Source organism: Buttiauxella gaviniae, assembly GCF_040786275.1.
Lineage (GTDB): Bacteria > Pseudomonadota > Gammaproteobacteria > Enterobacterales > Enterobacteriaceae > Buttiauxella > Buttiauxella gaviniae_A.
Genome location: NZ_JBFMVT010000002.1, coordinates 800,777 through 818,753, shown reverse-complemented (window position 1 = coordinate 818,753; position 17,977 = coordinate 800,777). Strand labels below are relative to the sequence as shown.

The window sequence follows — 17,977 nt, the reverse complement described above, 5'->3', positions numbered from 1 at the left end:
AGTTTAAAACATTAAGGCGCTTAACTCTGACCCTGGTACGGCAAAAAAGTTGGCTTAAAACCTGCACAATTAACAATATGTTTGCTGATTGGTTGTTTTTTAAACACTCAACTTCTTCAGATTTATTCAGATTTAGCTTCTTTGCTTTACGCCGCCAGCAATTCTTTTGCATTAGCGAGTGTATTACGCGTGACTTCACTGCCGCCCAGCAGGCGGGCCAATTCTTGTAAGCGGGCACGTTTATCCAGTGGTTGCATATGAGTTTCCGTCATTTCACCATCGGTTTGTTTACTTACATAGAAGTGATGATGGCCGCAACCCGCTACCTGCGGAAGGTGCGTAACACACATGACTTGCGTAGATTCGCCTAACTGACGAAGTAATTTACCGACGACCGCGGCCGTTGGGCCACTGATCCCGACATCCACTTCATCAAAGATAAGGGCAGGCGTTTCCATTTTACGCGCTGTGATGACCTGAATTGCAAGGGCGATGCGTGAAAGCTCACCGCCGGACGCCACTTTCGCCAGCGGCTGCAATGGCTGACCTGGGTTAGTACTGACGCGGAAATCAATACGGTCTGCACCTTCGGCGGTCAGGTGGTTTTCATTGAATTCTACGTCGATAGCCAGTTTGCCATGCGGCATGGATAACGAGTGCATGCTTTCGGTAATAAGCTGGCAAAGTTCTGCTGCATAGTGCGCACGGCGCTGATGCAATTCGTGTGCAAAGCTAAGTGCTTGCTGGTGATGGAAAGCCACCGCTTGCATAAGCTCATCTTGAGAACTGGCCTGGTCGTCAAGCTGTTGCAGTTCATCGAGCAGCCGCTGATGAAATGCAGGTAACTCTTCGGGTGAAATATGGTGTTTTCGCGCCAGCGTGATTTGCCTGGAGATGCGTTGTTCCAGTTCATATAAGCGATTAGGGTCGAGATCTAAACGGTCGCAATAATGGCGTAGCTCATCGCTGGCTTCTGATACCTGAATAGTCGCTTCTTCAAGCATGTTCAATACGCCTGAAAGCTTTCCATCCATTCCCACTAACTCTTCCATCAAATGACGCACGGAATACAACTGGCTTTGCAAGTTGTTGTCTTCGCCATCGGCAAGAATCGCCAGCGCTTGTTGGCTCACGGAAATTAATTGCCCGCTGTTGGCAAGGCGTTTGTACTCTTCATCAATTCGTTCAAATTCACCCGTAACCGGGGAAAATTCATTCAGCTCTTTTAGTTGATACTGAAGCAGTTCTGCGCGAGCGGCGCGTTCCTGAGCGAGTTGCTGATGTTGGGCCAGAGTGCGGCAGCTTTGATGCCATTTGCGGTAGCTTTCTGCCATTTTTTCGAGCAGCGCGGATTCACCCGCATAACCATCCAGCAGGTTTTTTTGATGTTCAGGTTTCAATAACAACTGGTGGGCGTGCTGACCGTGAATTTGGATCAGCATCTGGCCGAGATCGCGTAGTTGCGATAGGGGAACTGCCGTTCCGTTAATAAAACCCCGTGAACGGCCGTCACTGCTGATAACGCGGCGGAGTAAACATTCGCGCCCATCATCAAGCTGGTTTTCTTCAAGCCAGCGTAGAGCGGCAGGCGTGTCTTTCAAAGAAAAGCGTGCGCAGAGGTCGGCCCGGCTGGCACCCTGACGCACCATATCGGCTTCAGCACGACCGCCGAGGCACAATCCTAAAGCATCAATCGCAATAGATTTACCGGCGCCGGTTTCACCGGTAATGGCGGTCATGCCATGGTGAAAATCGATTTCCAGTTCACGAACGATGGCGAAGTTACTGATGGTGAGTTGTGCCAGCATAATTGCTTTCCTGTATGAAAAGACATAACTGTGTTTTCATACAGTATAAACTGGTTTTATATACAGTAAAGAGTCTGGTGCATTTTTTAGAACAATTTTTTCGACCAACCCAGTTTTGAGCTTAGGGTATTGAAATAGCTGTAATCTTTAGGATGGATGAGATTGAGGTGATAATCGCAGCGGCGAATCAGCACATCTTCACCTTCCTGAATTGGAAGCGCAATCTGGCTATCACAGCTAATTTCCAGGTCGCTACGCATATGTGAAAAACGCAGGCGAATTGTACTGCTGCTGTTGATCACCAGCGGGCGCGCCGAAAGGGTGTGCGGGAACATCGGCACCAGTGTGATGGCATCCAGCGACGGAGTGAGAATAGGCCCGCCGGCAGAAAGTGAATAGGCGGTTGAGCCGGTAGGTGTTGAGATAATCAGGCCGTCTGAACGCTGCGAGAAAGCAAAGACTTCATCGATATAAACTTCGAATTCAATCATATGCGCGACTTTGCCAGGGTGCAAAACCACTTCGTTGATAGCCGTACTCAGGCGCGTCGGTGTATCCTGCTGGCAAACCTGGGCTTCAAGTAAAAATCGGCGTTCAGCAATGTAATGGCCTTCAAGGACATCCGCGAGTTGCTGCTGGGCATTATCCGGGTCAAGGTCGGTGAGAAAACCGAGATTGCCGCGGTTGATGCCGATGACTTTGATATCATAACGAGCAAGAACGCGGGCCGCACCGAGCATATTGCCATCGCCGCCGACCACCACGGCAAGATCGGCCTGTTGGCCAATTTCTGCCAGCGTGCCGGTTTTAACGTTTTTTAGGTTAAGTTCCTGAGCAATTTGCTGCTCAACAATCACCTCGTAGCCTTTGGTGCAGAGCCAGCGATACAGCATTTCATGCGTGGTGAGGGCTGTAGGGTGACGAGGATGCCCGACAATACCAATGCAGTTGAAATGTTTGTTCATTATGCTGATGGTCCTTATGCGCAGATAGAGTGACGTTTATGACAATATGTCACGTTCCCTTGAATCCCGGAAACTGATCCCCATAATAAGCGAACCAGCGAGATGAATGCTAAAAACGCGGAGAAATTCATGAGTAGTAAAGATCAGAAAACACCAGACGAGCAAGTCTCGGACGAAATTGCAATGGAAAGCCACGAAGAAGTCGAGGCCGTAGAAGGTGCCGAAGTGGTTGATCCGCGCGATGAACAAATTGCCGATTTAACAGCGCAACTGGAAGAAGTTCAGCAGCGCGAGCGTGACAGCGTGTTACGCAATAAAGCGGAAATGGAAAACCTTCGCCGTCGTACCGAACTGGATATTGAGAAAGCGCACAAGTTCGCGCTGGACAAGTTTGTCAACGAGCTGCTGCCGGTTATCGACAGCCTGGACCGTGCTCTGGAAGTGGCAGATAAGTCCAACGCCGATTTAGCCGCCATGATCGAAGGTATCGAGTTAACTCAGAAATCGATGCTGGATGTAGTGCGTAAGTTCGGTGTGGAAGTGATTGGCGACACAAACGTGCCTTTCAACCCGGATGTGCACCAGGCGATTGCGATGGTTGAATCTGAAGATGTGGCACCAAACCACGTGCTGATGGTGATGCAAAAGGGTTATACCCTGAATGGCCGCACCCTTCGTGCCGCGATGGTTTCTGTTGCGAAAGCGAAGTAAGTTGCTCTAAGTAAGACGGATAGTATTTTATTTATCAGCCTTACAAATAGGTTCTTCCTATATCAAAGCCAGCCCCTTAGCGGCTGGCTTTTTTTTGCCTGTTATTCTTCAACGCTTTGGCGAAGCGGTGTAACTGGCGTTACGCGCACTTGCTTAATCATATTGTCCTGAACGTCGAGAATATCGATGTCGTAGTGGCTTAAACGCACGCGGGTGTCGATTGCCGGAATTTCTTGTAGCTCTTCGAGCAGCATGCCGTTTACCGTTCGCGCTTCGTCTTCCGGGAGCGTCCAGTTGAACGCTTTGTTGATTTCACGCACGTTTGCACCGCCTTCAATAATTACGGAGCCGTCATTTTGTGGCGTGACTTCTTCGGCAAGCGTCGGAGACATTGAGGTGGTGAAATCACCGACAATCTCTTCGAGAATATCTTCAACTGTCACCAGCCCCTGAATATCACCGTATTCATCGACGACCAGACCGACTTTTTTCTTATTGCGCTGGAATTTGACCAACTGAACGTTAAGTGGCGTTCCCTCCGGTACGAAGTAAATTTCATCCGAAGCGCGCAGCAAGGTTTCTTTGGTGAACTCCTGCTTTTCCGTCATTAGACGATAGGCTTCACGCACGCGCAGCATGCTGATGGCGTCATCGAGGGTGTCCCGATACAGCACAATGCGGCCGTGCGGAGAGTGCGTCAGTTGGCGAACGATGGATTTCCAGTCGTCGTTAATATCGATGCCGACAATTTCATTTCGCGGCACCATGATGTCGTCAACGCTGATTTTTTCTAGATCCAGCACCGAGAGCAGCATGTCCTGGTTGCGGCGAGAAATCTTTGAATGTGACTCATGTACCAGAGTGCGTAACTCGTCTTTGTTAAGTGCACTGCTGACGGTGCTGACGTTTTTGATGCCCATTAGACGCATCAGCATGCGGGTGATGACGTTAAGCAACCAAACTAATGGCATCATCAGTATCTGCAGCGGTCCTAGCAGGAAGCTGCTTGGGAAGGCGACTTTTTCCGGGTACAGGGCGGCAATCGTTTTTGGCAAAACTTCGGCGAAAACCAATACCACAAAGGTGAGGATTCCGGTTGCAATCGCCACGCCCGCATCGCCGTACAACCGCATACCAACGATGGTGCCGATGGCTGAGGCGAGAATGTTGACGAGGTTATTACCGATGAGCACCAGGCTGATCAGACGGTCTGGTTTACGAAGAAGTTTTTCGACCCGTTTAGCTGCGCGGTTACCCTGTTTAGCAAGATGGCGCAATTTATAGCGGTTAAGCGTCATCATGCCGGTTTCAGAGCCGGAGAAGTACGCTGAAACGACTACCATGATGATCAGTGTGACAATCAGCGTAGTCGTTGAGATATGTTCCAAAAGGGTGTTCCTTTATAAATACAATGTTAGCCGGCGAATTGTTGCAGGACGCGGCTTCCAAAATAAGCGAGGGTCAGAATGGCTGCACCCGCAACGTTAAACCACACTACACGGCGGCCTCGCCACCCCTCATGATAGTGTCCCCACAGCAATACGATGTAGACAAACCATGCGAGAATCGACAATACCGCTTTGTCGACGTTTTCCAGGCTGAAAAGATTTTTCAGATAAAACAGACCGGTGCAAAGGGTTAACGTCAGCAGAACAACACCGACTTGAGTGATGTGAAACATTTTACGCTCAATGCTCATCAACGGTGGCATTTCAGCGCGGAAGGCGAGTTTTTTATTTTTGAGCTGATAATCAATCCAGGCCAGTTGTAGCGCGTAAAGTGCGGCAATAATCAGCGTGGCGTAGGCAAAGAGAGATAAACCAATATGCACCATCATGCCCGGCGTTGCTTCCAGGTGAGTGATGAATTCGTTAGGCATAAAGGTAGCGAGCGCCAGATTAATTAACGCAAAAGCGTAAACTATCGGTAACAGCAGCCAGCCGCGGTTTCGCGAGGCGACAATCGTCATCACGGTGCATATCATCAAGCTGACAAGCGAGCCGACGTTAAGCAAGCTGAGGTTCTGACCCCCGTCAGGGGTAAATATACGCGCTTCAAGCGCCAGACCGTGGCTTATAAGCGCGACAACGGCCGATATAATAGCGAAACGGCGCCATCCGCTGTTTTTTGTCAGCAGGGCCGGGATGATCAGCGCGAGGCTGCAGGAATAGGCTACAAGCGCAAGGATTGCGAAAACAGGCATATAAAGTGTCGGTCAATTAGCCAGAGATGAAAAAAAGCAGTATAACGTTACCTGCCGCCTGCTCCAACCGTTGCATCACATCAAAGGCGGCTTCATGTTATAATCCGCAAAATTCTGTTTTGTGTCGCAAGCTGCGGCCCTAAGTTACCACGTTAGGCTAAAGACAATGTTTGATAATTTAACTGACCGTCTGTCGCGCACTCTGCGCAATATCAGCGGCCGCGGGCGGCTGACTGAAGAGAACGTAAAAGAAACCCTGCGCGAAGTGCGCATGGCGCTGTTGGAAGCGGATGTTGCGCTACCTGTCGTGCGTGACTTTATCAGCCGTGTTAAAGAAAAAGCGGTTGGCCATGAAGTTAACAAAAGCCTGACCCCAGGTCAGGAGTTCGTCAAAATCGTTCGCGCCGAATTGGTTGCGGCGATGGGCGAAGAGAATGCGAGCCTGAATCTTGCAGCACAGCCGCCAGCCGTTGTGCTGATGGCCGGTCTGCAAGGTGCGGGTAAAACCACAAGCGTCGGTAAGTTAGGTAAATTCCTGCGCGAAAAGCACAAGAAAAAAGTGCTGGTGGTTTCTGCCGACGTTTATCGCCCTGCGGCGATCAAACAGTTGGAAACGCTGGCTGAACAAGTCGGTGTTGATTTCTTCCCGTCTGACGCAGGCCAAAAGCCGGTCGATATCGTTAATGCGGCGCTGAAAGAAGCGAAGCTGAAATTCTTTGACGTGCTGCTGGTGGATACCGCTGGTCGCTTGCACGTTGATGAAGCGATGATGGACGAAATCAAACAGGTTCATGCTGCGATTAACCCGGTTGAAACCCTGTTTGTTGTTGACGCCATGACGGGCCAGGATGCGGCGAATACCGCAAAAGCCTTTAACGAAGCGTTACCCCTGACGGGCGTCGTGCTGACGAAAGTCGACGGTGATGCGCGTGGCGGTGCCGCTCTTTCTATTCGTCACATCACCGGTAAGCCGATTAAATTCCTCGGTGTCGGTGAAAAAACCGAAGCCCTGGAGCCTTTCCATCCGGATCGTATTGCTTCCCGTATTCTGGGAATGGGCGATGTTCTGTCGCTTATCGAAGATATTGAAAGTAAAGTTGACCGCGCTCAGGCTGAAAAACTGGCCAGTAAGCTGAAGAAAGGCGACGGTTTCGACCTGAACGACTTCCTTGAGCAACTCAAGCAGATGAAAAACATGGGCGGCATGGCGAGCATGATGAGCAAATTGCCTGGTATGGGGCAGTTGCCGGATAACGTTAAGTCGCAAATGGATGACAAAGTTCTGGTGCGTATGGAAGCCATTATTAACTCCATGACGCTCAAAGAGCGTGCGCAGCCAGAAATTATCAAAGGTTCACGTAAACGTCGTATCGCGATGGGGGCGGGTATGCAGGTGCAGGATGTCAACCGTCTGCTCAAGCAGTTCGACGACATGCAACGCATGATGAAGAAGATGAAGAAAGGCGGAATGGCGAAAATGATGCGCGGCATGAAAGGTATGATGCCGCCAGGTTTCCCAGGTCGCTAAGTTCATTTAGATTGCATTTTGCGCCGAAATGAGTAAAATTTTCGGGCTTTTAATATGACACCGGGCTCCGTCCCTCGATGGGGCCCGGTGTTTTATTCACTAAAGAGGATGTTATGGTAACTATTCGTTTAGCACGTCACGGCGCTAAAAAGCGTCCGTTCTACCAGGTTGTTGTTACTGACAGCCGTAATGCACGTAACGGTCGCTTCATTGAGCGCGTTGGTTTCTTCAACCCTATCGCTTCTGAAAAAGATGAGGCTACTCGCCTGGATCTGGATCGTATCGAGCATTGGGTTGGCCAGGGTGCAACCGTTTCTGATCGCGTATCTGCGCTGATCAAAGCAGCAAAAAAAGCAGCTTAATCTGTCACGGTGGTCATGATGAGCAATCAACTCGCTGCAAAGGCACCTGTTAACCCAATCGTATTGGGCAAGATGGGCTCCTGCTATGGGATTCGTGGTTGGCTCAGAGTGTTTTCTTCCACCGAAGACGCCGATAGCATTTTTGACTATCAGCCCTGGTTTATCCAGAAGGCGGGTCAGTGGCAGCAAGTACAGCTGGAAAGCTGGAAGCACCACAATCAGGATCTGATCATCAAGCTGAAAGGCGTTGACGATCGGGATGCGGCGAATCTTCTCACTAATTGCGAAATTGTGATTGATTCCACGCAATTGCCAGGTCTCGAAGAGGGTGACTATTACTGGAAAGACCTTATGGGTTGCCAGGTAGTGACTACTCAGGGTTACCAGCTCGGTAAAGTCATCGACATGATGGAAACCGGCTCAAATGACGTTCTCGTCATTAAGGCAAACCTGAAAGATGCGTTCGGTATCAAGGAGCGGTTAGTTCCGTTCCTCGATGGGCAGGTTATCAAGAAAGTCGATCTCGCTACTCAAACCATTGAAGTAGATTGGGATCCTGGTTTTTAAAACCTCCGGATAAACGGTAAAAGACGGCGTACATGGGGATTGGCTTGTGTTTATTGGTGTAGTTAGCCTGTTTCCAGAGATGTTCCGCGCAATTACCGATTTCGGGGTAACTGGCCGGGCAGTAAAAAATGGCCTGCTGAGCATCCAAAGTTGGAGTCCTCGAGACTTCACTTATGACCGGCACCGTACCGTGGACGATCGTCCTTACGGCGGCGGACCGGGTATGCTCATGATGGTAAACCCGCTAAGGGAAGCCATCCACGCAGCGAAAGCAGCGGCAGGGGAAGGTGCTAAGGTTATCTATCTTTCACCTCAGGGGCGCAAGCTTGATCAAGAAGGCGTCAGCGAACTGGCAACAAATGAGAAGTTAATTCTGGTTTGTGGTCGGTACGAAGGGATAGATGAGCGTGTAATCCAAACCGAAATTGATGAAGAATGGTCAATCGGCGATTACGTTCTCAGCGGTGGTGAATTGCCAGCAATGGTTCTGATTGACTCAGTGTCACGGTTTATTCCGGGAGTTCTGGGGCATCAGGCATCAGCAATCGAAGATTCGTTTGCCGATGGATTGTTGGATTGCCCACACTATACTCGCCCTGAAGTGTTAGAAGGCATGGAGGTTCCGCCAGTTTTACTGTCGGGAAACCATGCAGAGATACGCCGTTGGCGTCTGAAGCAGTCGCTGGGCCGTACCTGGCTTAGAAGACCTGAACTTCTGGAAAACCTGGCTCTGACTGAAGAGCAAGCAAAGTTGCTGGCGGAGTTCCAACGAGAACACGCAAATACAGCAACATAAACATGATGGGATGGCGAAAGCCCCTAAATATCAGTTTACCCAGGATAAGAGATTAAATTATGAGCAACATTATTAAGCAAATTGAACAAGAACAGATGAAACAGGATGTACCTTCATTCCGTCCGGGTGATTCCGTGGAAGTGAAAGTATGGGTCGTTGAAGGTTCTAAAAAACGTCTGCAGGCATTTGAGGGCGTGGTTATCGCTATCCGTAACCGCGGTCTGCACTCTGCATTCACTGTTCGCAAAATTTCCAACGGCGAAGGTGTTGAGCGTGTATTCCAGACTCACTCCCCAGTAATCGACAGCATTGCTGTTAAACGTCGTGGTGCCGTTCGTAAAGCTAAACTGTACTACCTGCGTGAGCGTACTGGTAAATCTGCTCGTATCAAAGAGCGTCTTACTAAGTAAGATTTCGCTAGCGCGACATCCATATCAAGGGCTGCCATTTGGCAGCCCTTTTTTTATCTAACGCATAAACGATTCCTGAAATCCTGCACGCTCACCTTTTTGCCACTCTGCGCGGCGGATTTCAGCGTCTGGCAGAGTTTCGCAGCTTGCCGGAAATGATTTCCCACTTTGCCCCTGAATCACTAAGAATTTTGGATCGCATATCCGCTGCTGGCCTTGTGCATATCCCTTTAACCATTCCTGGCGATCCACCTTCTCGTCATTATGCATATGCGCAATCACCAGATTACTTCTTATAGGTTGGCCGGACATCGCGTCATCCCAGCCCGCCTGGTACCAGTCTGTTGGGGCGGGTGTCGGAGCATGGGTGTAGGGATCAACATAACAAGCTGACAGGAATAAGACGGGAATAAGTGCTATGCAGCGCATGAGAGGGATATCCATTTCAAAGAGTACTCTCTGAGCATAGAGCGCTTATGAATTTGTACTCCGCTATTTTTAAAGAATGCATGATTGCGCTGAAAAAATGGATTGGCATGCATGAGTGTATATTTATATTTACAACTATTACTTCATTTTGCGCTTTAAGCGGCAATTATTTTAGTGGTGTAACGTATTGTTTACGTAAAATGGATTGCAATCTTTACTAAAGCTGGTAATGTAAGGCCATCCTCACTGAGGAAACGACTATCGCAAACGAGCTAACAGGATCGCCATCATGCAAAAAGACGCGCTGAACAACGTTCATATTTCTGACGAACAAGTATTAATCACACCTGATCAACTGAAAGCGGAATTCCCGCTCACGGCCGATCAAGAAGCGCAGATCGAACAATCTCGCCAGACTATTTCCAATATTATCGCTGGCAGCGATCCTCGTCTGTTAGTGGTGTGTGGACCTTGCTCGATCCATGACCCAGAAGCTGCGATTGAATATGCTCGTCGTTTTAAAACATTGTCGGAACAAGTTAGCGATAGTCTGTACCTCGTGATGCGCGTCTATTTTGAAAAGCCTCGTACGACCGTGGGCTGGAAAGGGCTGATTAACGATCCGCATATGGATGGTTCATTTGATGTTGAAGCGGGTCTGAAAATCGCCCGTCACTTGCTGGTTGAGTTAGTAAGCATGGGGCTGCCCCTGGCGACAGAAGCGCTTGATCCAAACAGCCCGCAATATCTTGGTGATTTGTTCAGTTGGTCAGCAATCGGTGCACGTACCACTGAGTCCCAGACTCACCGTGAAATGGCGTCCGGCCTTTCTATGCCGGTTGGTTTTAAAAATGGTACGGACGGCAGCTTGGGTACCGCGATTAATGCGATGCGTGCTGCATCTATGCCGCACCGTTTTGTGGGTATCAACCAGGCAGGTCAGGTTTGTTTGCTGCAAACGCAGGGTAACCCTGATGGTCATGTGATTTTACGTGGTGGCAAAGCGCCCAACTACAGCCCTGCAGATGTCGCACAGTGTGAAAAAGAGATGACCCAAGCGGGACTCCGTCCGGCCTTGATGATAGATTGCAGCCATGGCAATTCAAACAAAGACTACCGCCGCCAACCGGGCGTTGCTGAATCAGCAGTCGCTCAGATCAAAGACGGTAACCGTTCGATTATTGGCCTGATGATTGAAAGTAATATCCACGAGGGTAATCAATCTTCAGAGCAACCACGCAGCACAATGAAATACGGTGTCTCCGTCACTGATGCATGCATCGACTGGGAAACCACTGAAAATTTATTGCGTGAGATTCACCTGGATCTGAACGGTACGCTTGCGGCGCGTCAGGCATAAGAGGTTTTATTATGGTGGCTGAATTGACCGCGCTGCGCGATCAAATTGACGAAGTGGATAAGGCGTTGCTGGGACTACTGGCACGCCGCCTGGAACTGGTAGCGGAAGTTGGCGAAGTCAAAAGCCAGTATGGTTTACCTATTTATGTCCCTGAACGTGAAGCGGCTATGCTGGCTTCACGCCGCAAAGAAGCTGAAACGTTGGGCGTTCCGCCGGATCTGATTGAAGACGTTTTGCGCCGTGTAATGCGTGAGTCGTACTCAAGCGAAAATGATAAAGGCTTTAAAACGCTCTATCCTGCATTGCGACCAGTGGTTATCGTCGGTGGCGGCGGTCAAATGGGGCGTTTGTTCGAAAAAATGCTCACGTTATCTGGCTACCAGGTGCGGATCCTTGAGAAAGAAGATTGGGCTAAAGCACCTGAGTTAATGGCTGATGCGGGCATGGTCATCGTGAGTGTGCCTATTCATCTCACTGAGCAAGTTATCACTCAGTTACCGCGGTTGCCTGAGGATTGTATTCTGGTTGATCTGGCATCTGTGAAAAATGGCCCACTACAAGCTATGTTAGCGGCGCACCAGGGCCCTGTTCTGGGGCTGCACCCGATGTTTGGACCAGATAGCGGGAGCCTTGCGAAGCAAGTCGTTGTTTATTGCGACGGTCGCCAGCCTGAAGCCTATCAGTGGTTCCTGGAACAGATTCAGGTTTGGGGCGCGCGTTTACACCGTTCCACAGCCGTTGAACACGATCAGAATATGGCGTTTATTCAGGCATTGCGTCACTTTGCAACCTTCGCATATGGCCTGCATCTGGCAGAAGAAAATGTTCAACTTGAACAGTTGTTAGCACTTTCTTCACCGATTTATCGCCTTGAGTTGGCGATGGTCGGGCGTTTATTCGCACAAGATCCACAGCTTTACGCGGATATTATTATGTCTTCAGAAAGCAATCTTGATCTGATTAAGCGCTATTACAAACGGTTTGGCGAGGCGATTGGTTTGCTGGAGCATGGCGATAAGCAGGCGTTTATCGACAGTTTCCGTAAAGTTGAACACTGGTTTGGCGATTACGCGCAGCGCTTCCAGAGTGAAAGCCGAACTTTATTACGCCAGGCAAATGATAGCCGCCCGTAATCGCGAAAAGGTTTTATAATCAAAAGCCATCAGGGAAACCTGTTGGCTTTTTTTATTGGCGAAAAGGATAGAGAAATGGCGCAGCCGCAAGTTCTGTTCGATTACACCGGTCATCTACCTGAATGCCCTACGTGGAGTGCTGAGGAAAATAGCCTCTATTGGACGGACATTCTCGAAAACGAAATTCATCGTTATAACGTCATTAACAAAAAACATGATGTGATTCAGTTTTCCGAAGAAGTGGGTTGTTTTGCGCTATGTGAAACGGGCGGCTTTATTGTCGCGCTGCGCAGCGGAATTTATCTCACGAATCATACTGGGCTGATTACGCGAAAAGTTTGCGACAATCCGAATAATCCTGCACTGGCCCGTTTCAATGACGGTGGAACCGATCGAGATGGGCGTTTTTATGCAGGCACATTTTGGGGGCCGGGAGATTACAACGGTGCATTGTTGTGCCGGGTAGATAACGATCTGACTCCACATGTTATCCAGCATGATATTCATGGCGCCAACGGTTTGGCTTTCAGTGAAGATAAAAAATGGATGTATACCTCAGATACGCCAAACCGCGTAATTTACCGAACCCGTTTGGATGAGCAAGGTGAACCGGGCAAGCGTGAAGTGTTTAAACGGTTTGGGCCAGGGCAGGGCATTCCTGACGGTGCAGCAATGGATGTGGAAGGGTGCTACTGGACCGCGCTCTTTGATGGATTTCGTATTGCGCGCTTATCTCCGAAGGGTGAAATTCTGGAAGAGTACGAGCTACCAGTGCGTTGCCCGACGATGGTCTGTTTTGGCGGCAATGATATGAAAACGTTATTTATTACCACGACACGTGAAAATATGGATGATGTTGAAATTGCAGAAAGGCCGCTTTCAGGTGCGATTTTTACGCTTAATGTGGCGGTTGCAGGAATGCCAAAGCTGAAATTCAAAGAGATACAGTAAGCCAGCATAACGCTGGCTTACTACCAGTATTATACCGGATCGACGGGAACCACGTTTTCACTTGGGTAGCAGCCGAGCACTTTCATTGAACGCGTGGTTTCACTCAGTTCACGAAGTGCTTTGCGCATGCCTTCATCGTTCAGGTTTGCCTGAACATCCAGATAAAACATCTCTTCCCACGGATTGCCGTTAATCGGGCGCGACTCCAGTTTCGTCATAATGAGATTGTGGTTTCTCAGAACCAGCAATGCTTCTACCAGCGCACCGGCTTGTTGGCCTGTTGCCATCAATAATGTTGTTTTCGCCGGAACCTGGTCAGTCACTTCAACTGCTTTACGAGCCAGCACGATGAAACGAGTGATGTTTTGCGTCTGGTTTGCGAGGTTACGTTCCAGCACCTGTAGACCGTACAGCGCGCCACCGGCTTCGCTGCCCAGCGCAGCCACATGTGGTGAGTCAGCCTGAGCGACTTTCTCCATTGCCGCAGAAGTGCTTTCGCAATATTCAATTTTCCAGTTCGGATAGCGGTTAATGAACTGGCTGCATTGCTGGAAAGGTTGCGGATGGCTGTAGACCGTGTGAATAGTCTCTAAATCTGTGGTGCCTTTTACTAATACGCAGTGATCGATGGGAACCGTCATTTCCGCCACGATGGACAAACTGGTGTGCTGCAATAAATCATAGACATCGTTAATTGCGCCTGAGCTAGTGTTTTCTAACGGCACGACGGCGTAATCAGCTTGTCCGGTTTCGACCTGATTGAAAATGTCATGGAATTTGGCGCAGCCACTTTCAATAAATTGTTCAAAATGACGCGCGGCATACTGACGTGCAGCCAGGTGTGAGTAAGAACCTTTCGGGCCAAGAAATGCAATACGCGCTGACTGAGGATTAGTTTTATTAAGATGCTGCTGTAAGAGCGTTTGTTGTGTCAGAACCGAATCTTCAATGATGAGCTGGAACAGGCGAGTAATGTAATGGGCATCAAGATTATGCGTTTTACCCAGAGTAATCAGGCGCTCCAGCAAATCCCGTTCACGATCGATATCGCGTACCGGGCGGTGAGTCGCGAGTTTGGCTTTCCCGACTTCAACAGCCAATAAGCGACGCTCTGACAGCAGCGCCAGCAATTTTACATCCAGGGCGCTGATTTTATCGCGCAGTGCCAGCAAGGGGTTTGTCTCACTCATAACGCTACCTTTTCGAAAGCCATAAAAAAGGCCTCCCGTTTGGGGGAGGCCTGTTTGTTCGTCTTCGCATTCTTTATCACACGACGAATTGCCTCCCATTTAGGGGAAGGTAAAAAAGAATGCGAAGAAAAACGGGAGTAATTTCATGGTTGGTTCCTGATAAGTCAGATAAGTAAGGTACTCGGTCTGTTTTCGCTCTGTCAATAAAAAACGCGCCCGGAGGCGCGTTGTCATGAATGATAAAGCTAACTCATTACTCTTCTTCAGTTTCCGCGATAGCAACGTCTTTCACTGAGCCTGCTGTGCGACGTGCTTCACCCTTGTGTTGCACTTTATTCAACTGCCGCTCCAGTTTGTTAATCAAATCGTTGATAGCCGTATACATATCATCGTGTTTGGCGCTCGCTACGAGCTGGCCATTAGGTGTGTTAATTGTGGCATCAGCCACAAAGCCTTTCGGTTCTTTGGACAGGACAATGTGTGGATTAATTAGATGAGTTTGCCACTTGTCCAGTTTACTTAGACGGTCTGCGACGTGTTGACGAATAGCTGGGGTGATTTCCATTTGCTTGCTGGTAATGTTCATTGTCATAAAGTTACCTCTTGTCTTTCCCGTCTTGGTAACTCCAGCATACCTTTCTGAATGTCAAATTGCGTGATGTAAATCACACAATTTTGTCACTTTTTGTCAGTAAACCCTTTTTGTGAGGCAGAACAGGATCTCTGTTTTTAAAGCTTGTGGAACGGCAAAATAGCGTCCATATTTGATAGGATGACCTGACGCTAAACCGTTTCAGTAAGACGTTTTCAGGCAATAAAAATGGCAGCCAATGGCTGCCATTTTGTTTTTCTAACACGATAAATCAGGTGTTGCTGCTGTTTGCCGCAATAATTTTTGCAACTTTTTCAGCCTGAGCTGGCATTTGCATTTCACGGTAAGCTTGTTCCATCAGCTTCAGACCATCACGGGTGGCTTGAGTATCAGGGAAATCACGCAACATTCCTTCGACACGATTAACTACTGCAACCCACGCGCCGCGTTTAGTGTAGTATTGCGCCACGGAAAGCTCATATTTTGCTAAACGATCTTTCAGGAACACCAAACGCTTAGTGGCATCGGTGACATACTGGCTGTTCGGGTAACCGCGCACCAGCTTAGAGAAATCGTTGAATGCATCGCGCGCATGCTGTGGATCTCGGTCTGAACGATCTACGCCAAAGAAACCTTGTAATGCGCTATCATCTAACGCCATATCCGTCAGACCGCGCATGTAAAGTACGTAGTCAACGTTTGGATGGGTAGGATTTAGGCGCAAAAAGCGATCGATAGCTGCCTGAGCCAGCGGCAAGTCAGCATTCTTGTAGTAAGCGTAAATAAGATCTAACTGCACTTGCTGCGAGTAAGGCCCGAACGGATAACGGTTATCCAGCGCTTCCAGTTGCGTTATCGCCGCTTTAAAGTTACCGTCCTGCAACTTTTGCTGGGCAGTCGCATAGATCTCAGAAGGTGGATTATCAGGAACCTCATCCTTGGAACTGGAGCAACCAGCCAAAGCCAGGCTCAACGTGGCTGCTGCCACCAGATATTTCATACGCGTCATGACGTTTTGACTTTCCTCAGAATGTTATCCGGGAGGCTCTCAGTTCCAGCTCCCGATAAAGACCAGCTACAATAGCACACTATATTAAACGGCATTGCCGTAAAACCCAACGTTAACGAAGAAGCTGTCTATGGCACAACTAGTACAACTCAACGCAACAGTGTCCGAATCTCAACTCGGTCAACGCTTAGATCAAGCTTTGGCCGAATTGTTCCCTGATTATTCACGTTCGCGTATAAAAGAATGGATTCTTGATCAGCGCGTGCTGGTCAATGGCACTATCAGCGACAAACCGAAAGAAAAAGTGTTGGGTGGCGAAAACGTTACTATCAATGCGGAAATTGAGGAAGATGTGCGCTGGGAACCACAAGATATCCCGCTCAATATTGTCTACGAAGATGACGATATTCTGGTGATTAATAAACCGCGTGATTTCGTTGTGCATCCTGGTGCGGGTAACCCTGACGGGACCGTGCTGAATGCATTACTGCATTATTATCCGCCGATTGTCGATGTTCCACGTGCAGGTATTGTTCATCGCCTGGATAAAGACACTACCGGTTTGATGGTAGTGGCGAAAACTGTTCCTGCGCAAACTCACCTGGTTGAAGCTTTGCAATTGCGCGAAATCACACGTGAATATGAAGCGGTCGCAATCGGTCATATGACAGCAGGCGGTACGGTAGAAGAACCAATCAGCCGACATTCAACCAAACGTACGCATATGGCCGTGCATCCGATGGGTAAACCTGCGGTGACGCATTACCGTATTATGGAGCATTTCCGTGTGCACACGCGTTTGCGTTTGCGTCTGGAAACGGGCCGTACTCACCAGATCCGCGTCCATATGGCGCATATTACTCATCCATTGGTAGGCGATCAGCTTTACGGTGGCCGTCCGCGCCCGCCAAAAGGTGCGTCGGAAGAGTTCGTCAACGTACTGCGTAAGTTTGACCGTCAGGCACTGCATGCAACCATGCTGCGTCTTCATCATCCGATCAGCGGTATGTTGATGGAATGGCATGCGCCAATCCCTCAGGATATGGTTGAGCTGATTGAAGCGCTGCGCGTTGATACAGAAATCCATAAGGACCAACTGGACTGGCTATGAGCAAACTGATCGTCCCGCATTGGCCGCTTCCTTCGGGAGTGGCTGCGTGCAGTTCGACACGTATTGGCGGTGTAAGTAAACCGCCTTACGACTCGCTTAATCTGGGCGCTCACTGTGGTGATAACCTGGATGATGTCGAAGAAAACCGTCGTCTGTTTTATTCCGCAGCCGCTTTACCTTCGAAACCCGTTTGGTTAGAGCAGGTACATGGTAAAGATGTACTAAAGCTTACCGGCGAGCCCTACCTGTCTAAGCGCGCCGATGCTTCTTACAGTTCAACGCCAGGTACCGTTTGTGCTGTAATGACAGCAGATTGCCTGCCAGTGCTATTCTGTAATAAAGCAGGAACGGAAGTTGCCGCAGCGCATGCTGGCTGGCGTGGTCTATGCGAAGGCGTTCTTGAAGAGACGGTGGCTTGCTTTAGCGATGCGCCAGAAAACATCATTGCATGGCTTGGCCCTGCTATCGGCCCCGAAGTATTTGAAGTCGGTCCGGAAGTGCGTGAAGCGTTTATGGCTAAAGATATTCAAGCAGATAGTGCGTTTCGCCCGTCCGGGGAAAAATACATCGCGGACATCTACACCCTGGCCCGCCAGCGTTTGTCTGCTATAGGCGTTACCGATATTTATGGCGGTGACCGCTGTACTTACAGCGAAACGAATGATTTTTTCTCGTATCGACGCGACAGAACCACAGGCCGTATGGCAAGTTTCATTTGGCTGATATAACCTATTGAATCAAGACGATCCAGTGCGGGTAACTAACGCTTCAAATATTTCAGGTCATTAACCTTGAATAATTGAGGGATGACCTCATTTAATCTCCAGTAGCAAAATTGACCTGTTTATGGGA

General features: G+C 49.2%; 19 protein-coding genes, 1 pseudogene and 1 other annotated feature. Of the genes and pseudogenes, 11 read left to right on the top strand and 9 right to left on the bottom strand.

All coding sequences use genetic code 11. From position 1 onward, the window contains the following. Positions 1–146: 146 nt before the first annotated feature. A complete protein-coding gene (gene recN / locus AB1E22_RS04510) occupies positions 147–1,808 on the bottom strand; it encodes a DNA repair protein RecN (RefSeq protein WP_367594275.1) in 1,662 nt (553 codons plus the stop codon). Between the two features lie 86 nt (positions 1,809–1,894). Then, positions 1,895–2,773: an NAD(+) kinase gene (nadK, locus tag AB1E22_RS04505; protein ID WP_367594274.1), complete on the bottom strand. Its 879-nt coding sequence runs from the start codon at positions 2,771–2,773 to the stop codon at positions 1,895–1,897. 129 nt (positions 2,774–2,902) lie between these two features. Between nadK and grpE the strand changes: the two genes are divergently transcribed. Then, complete coding sequence (gene grpE, locus AB1E22_RS04500; protein WP_367594273.1) at positions 2,903–3,484, top strand: nucleotide exchange factor GrpE; 582 nt, start codon at positions 2,903–2,905, stop codon at positions 3,482–3,484. Between the two features lie 101 nt (positions 3,485–3,585). On the opposite strand, the gene AB1E22_RS04495 is transcribed toward grpE, so the two are convergent. Both AB1E22_RS04495 and AB1E22_RS04490 read right to left on the bottom strand, forming a co-directional pair. Continuing rightward, on the bottom strand, positions 3,586–4,872 hold the full coding sequence (locus AB1E22_RS04495; RefSeq protein ID WP_367594272.1) for an HlyC/CorC family transporter: 1,287 nt from the start codon (positions 4,870–4,872) through the stop codon (positions 3,586–3,588). Positions 4,873–4,898: 26 nt separating this feature from the next. Further along, a complete protein-coding gene (locus AB1E22_RS04490) occupies positions 4,899–5,687 on the bottom strand; it encodes a cytochrome C assembly family protein (protein WP_367594271.1) in 789 nt (262 codons plus the stop codon). A 166-nt stretch (positions 5,688–5,853) separates the two neighbouring features. Between AB1E22_RS04490 and ffh the strand changes: the two genes are divergently transcribed. From ffh to rplS, 5 genes and pseudogenes are all read left to right on the top strand, one after another. Further along, positions 5,854–7,215: a signal recognition particle protein gene (gene ffh, locus AB1E22_RS04485; RefSeq protein ID WP_367594270.1), complete on the top strand. Its 1,362-nt coding sequence runs from the start codon at positions 5,854–5,856 to the stop codon at positions 7,213–7,215. 113 nt (positions 7,216–7,328) lie between these two features. Further along, positions 7,329–7,577 (top strand): 30S ribosomal protein S16, encoded by a 249-nt coding sequence (gene rpsP / locus AB1E22_RS04480; protein ID WP_064560612.1) that lies wholly within the window; start codon positions 7,329–7,331, stop codon positions 7,575–7,577. A gap of 18 nt (positions 7,578–7,595) precedes the next feature. Continuing rightward, positions 7,596–8,144: a ribosome maturation factor RimM gene (rimM, locus tag AB1E22_RS04475; protein WP_367594269.1), complete on the top strand. Its 549-nt coding sequence runs from the start codon at positions 7,596–7,598 to the stop codon at positions 8,142–8,144. A 46-nt stretch (positions 8,145–8,190) separates the two neighbouring features. Then, positions 8,191–9,016 (top strand): annotated as a pseudogene (gene trmD, locus AB1E22_RS04470) (tRNA (guanosine(37)-N1)-methyltransferase TrmD). After that, positions 9,000–9,350: a 50S ribosomal protein L19 gene (gene rplS / locus AB1E22_RS04465; protein ID WP_064513203.1), complete on the top strand. Its 351-nt coding sequence runs from the start codon at positions 9,000–9,002 to the stop codon at positions 9,348–9,350. Before trmD ends, rplS begins: the two are co-directional and overlap by 17 nt. A 57-nt stretch (positions 9,351–9,407) precedes the next feature. On the opposite strand, the gene AB1E22_RS04460 is transcribed toward rplS, so the two are convergent. Then, positions 9,408–9,779, bottom strand: coding sequence for a DUF2799 domain-containing protein (locus AB1E22_RS04460; protein ID WP_367594268.1), 372 nt, complete (start codon positions 9,777–9,779; stop codon positions 9,408–9,410). Between the two features lie 289 nt (positions 9,780–10,068). Here AB1E22_RS04460 and aroF point away from each other — a divergent pair, with 289 nt between their 5' ends. From aroF to AB1E22_RS04445, 3 genes are all read left to right on the top strand, one after another. Then, positions 10,069–11,139, top strand: coding sequence for a 3-deoxy-7-phosphoheptulonate synthase AroF (aroF, locus tag AB1E22_RS04455; RefSeq protein WP_367594267.1), 1,071 nt, complete (start codon positions 10,069–10,071; stop codon positions 11,137–11,139). Positions 11,140–11,150: 11 nt separating this feature from the next. Beyond that, complete coding sequence (gene tyrA / locus AB1E22_RS04450) at positions 11,151–12,272, top strand: bifunctional chorismate mutase/prephenate dehydrogenase (RefSeq protein ID WP_367594266.1); 1,122 nt, start codon at positions 11,151–11,153, stop codon at positions 12,270–12,272. 75 nt (positions 12,273–12,347) lie between these two features. Then, positions 12,348–13,223, top strand: a complete 876-nt coding sequence (locus tag AB1E22_RS04445; RefSeq protein WP_367594265.1) for an SMP-30/gluconolactonase/LRE family protein — start codon at positions 12,348–12,350, stop codon at positions 13,221–13,223. Between the two features lie 29 nt (positions 13,224–13,252). Here AB1E22_RS04445 and pheA read toward each other — a convergent pair whose 3' ends face one another. The 4 genes from pheA to bamD all read right to left on the bottom strand — a co-directional run bounded on the left by pheA (position 13,253) and on the right by bamD (position 16,014). Then, positions 13,253–14,413: a bifunctional chorismate mutase/prephenate dehydratase gene (gene pheA, locus AB1E22_RS04440; RefSeq protein ID WP_367594264.1), complete on the bottom strand. Its 1,161-nt coding sequence runs from the start codon at positions 14,411–14,413 to the stop codon at positions 13,253–13,255. A gap of 21 nt (positions 14,414–14,434) precedes the next feature. Next, positions 14,435–14,561, bottom strand: a sequence feature (Phe leader region). After that, positions 14,513–14,560 carry a pheA operon leader peptide PheL gene (gene pheL, locus AB1E22_RS04435; protein WP_121497579.1) on the bottom strand — a complete coding sequence of 16 codons (48 nt, stop codon included), beginning with the start codon at positions 14,558–14,560 and terminating at the stop codon, positions 14,513–14,515. (Overlaps the previous feature by 48 nt.) Before the next feature lie 105 nt (positions 14,562–14,666). Continuing rightward, positions 14,667–15,005 carry a ribosome-associated translation inhibitor RaiA gene (gene raiA / locus AB1E22_RS04430; protein WP_367594263.1) on the bottom strand — a complete coding sequence of 113 codons (339 nt, stop codon included), beginning with the start codon at positions 15,003–15,005 and terminating at the stop codon, positions 14,667–14,669. 271 nt (positions 15,006–15,276) lie between these two features. After that, a complete protein-coding gene (bamD, locus tag AB1E22_RS04425) occupies positions 15,277–16,014 on the bottom strand; it encodes an outer membrane protein assembly factor BamD (protein ID WP_367594262.1) in 738 nt (245 codons plus the stop codon). A gap of 130 nt (positions 16,015–16,144) precedes the next feature. Between bamD and rluD the strand changes: the two genes are divergently transcribed. Then, complete coding sequence (rluD, locus tag AB1E22_RS04420) at positions 16,145–17,125, top strand: 23S rRNA pseudouridine(1911/1915/1917) synthase RluD (RefSeq protein ID WP_367594261.1); 981 nt, start codon at positions 16,145–16,147, stop codon at positions 17,123–17,125. Further along, the gene (yfiH, locus tag AB1E22_RS04415; RefSeq protein WP_367594260.1) at positions 17,122–17,853 is read left to right on the top strand and encodes a purine nucleoside phosphorylase YfiH; all 732 of its coding nucleotides are present in this window, start codon (positions 17,122–17,124) and stop codon (positions 17,851–17,853) included. Before rluD ends, yfiH begins: the two co-directional genes overlap by 4 nt. The last annotated feature ends 124 nt before the right edge of the window (positions 17,854–17,977 follow it).

Excerpts from the sequence above, each read along its gene's own strand:
- yfiH (WP_367594260.1), top strand. The coding sequence starts at position 17,122 with ATGAGCAAACTGATCGTCCCGCATTGGCCGCTTCCTTCGGGAGTGGCT.
- tyrA (WP_367594266.1), top strand. The coding sequence starts at position 11,151 with ATGGTGGCTGAATTGACCGCGCTGCGCGATCAAATTGACGAAGTGGAT.
- aroF (WP_367594267.1), top strand. The coding sequence starts at position 10,069 with ATGCAAAAAGACGCGCTGAACAACGTTCATATTTCTGACGAACAAGTA.
- grpE (WP_367594273.1), top strand. The coding sequence starts at position 2,903 with ATGAGTAGTAAAGATCAGAAAACACCAGACGAGCAAGTCTCGGACGAA.
- bamD (WP_367594262.1), bottom strand. The coding sequence starts at position 16,014 with ATGACGCGTATGAAATATCTGGTGGCAGCAGCCACGTTGAGCCTGGCT.
- rplS (WP_064513203.1), top strand. The coding sequence starts at position 9,000 with ATGAGCAACATTATTAAGCAAATTGAACAAGAACAGATGAAACAGGAT.
- raiA (WP_367594263.1), bottom strand. The coding sequence starts at position 15,005 with ATGACAATGAACATTACCAGCAAGCAAATGGAAATCACCCCAGCTATT.
- AB1E22_RS04490 (WP_367594271.1), bottom strand. The coding sequence starts at position 5,687 with ATGCCTGTTTTCGCAATCCTTGCGCTTGTAGCCTATTCCTGCAGCCTC.
- recN (WP_367594275.1), bottom strand. The coding sequence starts at position 1,808 with ATGCTGGCACAACTCACCATCAGTAACTTCGCCATCGTTCGTGAACTG.
- AB1E22_RS04460 (WP_367594268.1), bottom strand. The coding sequence starts at position 9,779 with ATGCGCTGCATAGCACTTATTCCCGTCTTATTCCTGTCAGCTTGTTAT.
- ffh (WP_367594270.1), top strand. The coding sequence starts at position 5,854 with ATGTTTGATAATTTAACTGACCGTCTGTCGCGCACTCTGCGCAATATC.
- pheA (WP_367594264.1), bottom strand. The coding sequence starts at position 14,413 with ATGAGTGAGACAAACCCCTTGCTGGCACTGCGCGATAAAATCAGCGCC.
- AB1E22_RS04445 (WP_367594265.1), top strand. The coding sequence starts at position 12,348 with ATGGCGCAGCCGCAAGTTCTGTTCGATTACACCGGTCATCTACCTGAA.
- nadK (WP_367594274.1), bottom strand. The coding sequence starts at position 2,773 with ATGAACAAACATTTCAACTGCATTGGTATTGTCGGGCATCCTCGTCAC.
- rimM (WP_367594269.1), top strand. The coding sequence starts at position 7,596 with ATGAGCAATCAACTCGCTGCAAAGGCACCTGTTAACCCAATCGTATTG.
- rpsP (WP_064560612.1), top strand. The coding sequence starts at position 7,329 with ATGGTAACTATTCGTTTAGCACGTCACGGCGCTAAAAAGCGTCCGTTC.
- rluD (WP_367594261.1), top strand. The coding sequence starts at position 16,145 with ATGGCACAACTAGTACAACTCAACGCAACAGTGTCCGAATCTCAACTC.